Raw genomic sequence first — 4,456 nt, 5'->3', positions numbered from 1 at the left:
CCCTTTTTTCTCCGGGGACCAGCCCCGCTAGCTCACCACCTCCGCCGTCTCCAGCACCGCATGCAGCAGCACATCGGTCCCGGCGGCGGCCCAATCCTTTGAAATCTCCTCGGCCTCGTTGTGGCTGAGGCCATCCACGCAGGGGCACATGATCATTGCCGTCGGCGCCAGATCGTTGATCCAGCAGGCGTCATGCCCGGCGCCCGAGATGATATCCATGTGACTATAGCCCAGCCGCTCCGCCGCGGCCCGCACCCGGCCCACGCACTCCACATCGAACGCCGGGGGCTCGAATTGGCCGACGATCTGCGACTCGAACCCGACGCCGATCCCCTCGCAGATCCCCGGCGCGCGGGCGTTGAACTCGTCGACCATCCCATGAAGCACCTCGGGCAGATGCGAGCGGAAATCGACGGTGAAGACCACCTTGCCCGGGATCACGTTCCGCGAATTGGGATAGACGTCGATATGGCCGATCGCCCCCACCGCGCCCGGCTGGTTCTTCATGGCGATCTCGTGCACCAGCTCGGTCAGCAGCGCGAGGCCCCGCCCGGCGTTCTTGCGCATCGGCATCGGGGTCGAACCGGTGTGGCTGTCCTTGCCCGTCACCGTGCATTCGACCCAGCGCAGCCCCTGGCCATGGGTCACGACGCCGATATCCTTGCCCTCGGCCTCCAGGATCGGGCCCTGCTCGATATGCAGCTCGAACAGCGCATGGATCTTGCGCGCGCCGACCTCCTCGGAGCCCTTCCAGCCGATCCGTTCCAGCTCATCCCCGAAGCGCTTGCCCTTGGCGTCCACCCGGTCCAGCGCCCAGTCGAGCTTGTGCCGCCCGGCGAACACGCCTGAGGCCAGCATCGCGGGGGCAAAGCGCGTCCCCTCCTCGTTGGTCCAGTTGACCACGACGATGGGATGCTTCGTCTTGATGCCCAGATCGTTCATCGTCCGCACCGCTTCCAGCGCGCCCAGAACCCCCAGCACACCGTCATACTTGCCGCCCGTCGGCTGGGTATCCAGATGCGAGCCCATGTAGACCGGCGCGGCCTCCGGGTCCGTCCCCGGCCGGGTCGCGAACATGTTGCCGATCTGGTCGACGCCCATGCTCATCCCCGCCGCCTCGCACCAGCGCTGGAACAGGTGCCGCCCCTCGCCATCCTCGTCGGTCAGGGTCTGGCGGTTGTTGCCGCCGGCGACGCCCGGGCCGATCTTGGCCATCTCCATCAGGCTGTCCCACAGCCGGTCGGGATTGATGCGGAGGTTTTCGCCGGGTGCGCTCATCGTCAGGTCCTTCTAGGTCTCCGCCGCCAGCGCCGTCAGCACGGCGAGCGCGGCCTCGGCCCGGTCTTCGGGCACGAAAACATGGTCATGGTGCAGCGCCGCCACCATGTTGCAGGGGATGCCCCGGGCGGCCAGCGCGCCGGACACAGCCGCCGTCAGCCCGACGCCATCCAGCGCCGAGTGAACCTGCAGGGTGATCTGGGCCATGGCGTCCCCATCGCCGGGTGCGGCGGGCAGGATGGCCGAGGGCCCCTCGCTTTCGACAAAGAACCCCCGGATCTCGGGCAGGCGCGCGGCCAGCTCGGCGGGCGAGAGGCTGCGGAAGACATAGCGGCCGGCGACCCGTTCGGGGCGCATCCGGCGGACCATCTCGGCCCCGTCGCGTATGATCTCCGCCGCCGCCACCGGGTCGCCGCCTCAGTCCAGCGTGTCCAGCACGTCCTTGATGGTGCCGATCAGCTGGTCGATATGCTCTTTCTCGATGATCAGGGGCGGCGACATGGCGATGATGTCGCCGGTCGTGCGGATCAGGATTCCCTTTTCATAGGCCTTGAGGAAGGCGTTGAAGGCGCGCTTCGTCGGCTCCCCGGCGATCGGTTCCAGCTCGATGGCGCCGATGAGGCCGAGGTTGCGGATGTCGATGACATGCCGCGTGCCCTTGAGCGAATGCAGCGCCTCTTCCCAATAGGGGGCGATATCGGCGCAGCGCTGGAAGAGGCCCTCTTCGCGGTACAGCTCCTGCGTGGCGATGCCCGCGGCGCAGGCGATGGGCGAACCCGAATAGGTATAGCCGTGGAACAGCTCGATCATATGCTCGGGCCCGGTCATGAACGTGTCATGCACCGCCCCGGTGACAAAGACCGCGCCCATCGGCACGGTGCCCGAGGTCAGGCCCTTCGCCGTCGTCATCATGTCGGGCATCACGCCGAAGTAATCAGCGGCAAAGGGCGCGCCGAGGCGGCCGAAACCGGTGATGACCTCATCGAAAATCAGCAGGATGCCGTGCTTCTTGGTGATCGCGCGCAGCTTCTCCAGATAGCCCTTGGGCGGCAGGATCACCCCGGCCGACCCCGCCACCGGCTCGACGATCACCGCGGCGACGGTATCGGCGCCATGCAGGGCGATGATGCGCTCCAACTCGTCGGCCAGGTTCTCGCCATGCTCGGGCTGACCCTTGGCCCAGCGGTTCTGGTCGGGCAGATAGGTGTGGCTTAGGTGGTCGACGCCGTTCAGCAGCGTGCCGAAGACGCGGCGGTTGTTGACCAGCCCGCCCACCGAGATCCCGCCGAAGCCGACCCCGTGATAGCCCTTCTCACGCCCGATCAGACGGGTGCGCGAGCCCTCGCCCCGGGCCCGGTGATAGGCCAGCGCGATTTTCAGCGCGGTATCTACCGACTCGGACCCCGAGTTGGTGAAGAACACATGATCAAAACCGGCGGGCGCCATGTCGACCAGCCGGCTGGCCAGTTCGAAGGCCATCGGATGGCCCATCTGAAACGCAGGCGCGTAATCGAGTTCAGCGGCGGATTTCTGGATCGCCTCGACGATCTTCGGCCGGCAATGGCCCGCGTTGCAGCACCACAGACCCGCCGTTCCGTCCAGGATCTGGCGGCCGTCATGGCTGGTGTAATGCATGTCCTGCGAGGCGACCAGCATGCGCGGCGCCTGCTTGAACTGGCGGTTTGCCGTGAACGGCATCCAGAAGGCGCTGAGGTCGTTGGGGGTCTTGGGATGATCGAGGCTCATCTGTCTCTCCGATGGCGGGCGGGCCGGGTTGTCACGGCGCTGGCGCGGGCCTATTCTCGCTGGAACCCGGCCACGAAAGGCGGGGGTCAGAAACGACGCTAGCAGACCTGACCAACCAGTCAAGGTCTCTTGGGGGCGGGTTCAGGACGGGGGACGGGGCACGCATGGCCCAGACCGAGAGCGCTGAAAAATCGGGTACTCGCGCCGAAATGCGCGAGGAGACCGAGCGCGCCATTCTCGACGCGGCCGAGGTCGTCTTCGCCGAAGCGGGCTTCGGCGGCGCGACGATGCAGGCCATCGCCGATGCCTGCGGCCTGCCCAAGGCGAACCTGCATTACTACTTTGCGTCCAAGGAAAAGCTCTATCGCCGGGTGGTCGAGCGGATCTTCATGATCTGGCTGGAAGCGGCCGACAGTTTCGATACCGAGGCCGAGCCCGAGATCGCGCTGCGCCGCTACATCGCCCGCAAGATGCTTCTGTCACGCGATTACCGCTCGGGCTCCAAGGTCTGGGCCAATGAGGTGATGCACGGCGCGCCGATCATCCAGGATTATCTGGAAACCACGCTGCAGGCCTGGACCGAGACCCGGGTCGCGGTGATCCGCCGCTGGATCGCCGAAGGACGGATCGCCGCCATCGACCCCAAATGGCTGCTCTACATGATCTGGGCCACGACCCAGCATTACGCCGATTTCGCCCATCAGGTGGAGACGCTGAACCACGGCCCCCTGACCGACGCGCAATGGCAGGATGCGACCGAGACGGTCTGCGGCATCGTCCTGCGCGGCATCGGCCTCGACCCGGGCGCGCCGCGATGACCACGCGCATCCAGCGACGCAACCGCCGCAAGATCCTCGACGCGGCGCTCGATGTGTTCTCGGCCCAAGGGTTCCGTGGCGCCACGCTCGACCAGATCGCCGGGGTGGCGGGTCTGTCGAAGCCGAACCTGCTCTATTATTTCGACAGCAAGGAGGCGATGCACCGCGCATTGCTGGACGATCTGCTCGATGTCTGGCTTGAGCCCCTGCGCGGCCTGAACCCCGAGGGCAACGGCAAGGCCGAGATCCTGGCCTATATGCGTCGCAAGCTGCAGATGTCGCGCGAATTCCCCCGCGAAAGCAGGCTCTTCGCCAATGAGGTCCTGCAGGGCGCGCCGCGCCTCGGTGACCAGATCGGCGGCGACCTGAAGAAACTGGTCGATGAAAGCGCGGCGCTGATCCGGCGCTGGATCGCCGCGGGCCAACTGGCGCCGGTCGATCCCTATCACCTGATCTTCTCGATCTGGGCCCTGACCCAGCATTACGCCGATTTCGACGCCCAGATCCGCATGATCCGCGACGGCGCCGACCCGATGGAGGGGGCGGATGCCTATCTCGAGACGCTGTTCGAGCGGCTCTTGAAACCCTGAGGCCGGGCCGGGTGGAGGCGGGGG

General features: G+C 66.6%; 5 protein-coding genes. 2 read left to right on the top strand and 3 right to left on the bottom strand.

Annotation, left to right across the window (positions count from 1 at the left end):
* Window positions 1-27: 27 nt before the first annotated feature.
* The 3 genes from VDQ18_RS22900 to VDQ18_RS22890 are packed head-to-tail and all read right to left on the bottom strand — an operon-like array spanning window position 28 to window position 3,024.
* Window positions 28-1,278: a Zn-dependent hydrolase gene (locus tag VDQ18_RS22900; RefSeq protein WP_323023169.1), complete on the bottom strand. Its 1,251-nt coding sequence runs from the start codon at window positions 1,276-1,278 to the stop codon at window positions 28-30.
* Between the two features lie 12 nt (window positions 1,279-1,290).
* Complete coding sequence (locus VDQ18_RS22895; RefSeq protein ID WP_323023168.1) at window positions 1,291-1,683, bottom strand: ACT domain-containing protein; 393 nt, start codon at window positions 1,681-1,683, stop codon at window positions 1,291-1,293.
* A gap of 12 nt (window positions 1,684-1,695) precedes the next feature.
* Entirely contained in the window at window positions 1,696-3,024 is a 1,329-nt protein-coding gene (locus VDQ18_RS22890) for an aspartate aminotransferase family protein (protein ID WP_323023167.1), read from the bottom strand.
* 164 nt (window positions 3,025-3,188) lie between these two features.
* Here VDQ18_RS22890 and VDQ18_RS22885 point away from each other — a divergent pair, with 164 nt between their 5' ends.
* Entirely contained in the window at window positions 3,189-3,842 is a 654-nt protein-coding gene (locus VDQ18_RS22885; RefSeq protein WP_323023166.1) for a TetR/AcrR family transcriptional regulator, read from the top strand.
* Complete coding sequence (locus VDQ18_RS22880; protein WP_323023165.1) at window positions 3,839-4,432, top strand: TetR family transcriptional regulator C-terminal domain-containing protein; 594 nt, start codon at window positions 3,839-3,841, stop codon at window positions 4,430-4,432. The genes VDQ18_RS22885 and VDQ18_RS22880 overlap by 4 nt, the downstream gene beginning before the upstream one ends.
* Window positions 4,433-4,456: the final 24 nt, after the last annotated feature.

Source organism: Pararhodobacter sp. (assembly GCF_034676075.1).
GTDB lineage: Bacteria > Pseudomonadota > Alphaproteobacteria > Rhodobacterales > Rhodobacteraceae > Pararhodobacter.
The sequence above is the reverse complement of the archived record's forward strand: the minus strand, read 5'-3'. Positions and strand labels throughout refer to the sequence as shown.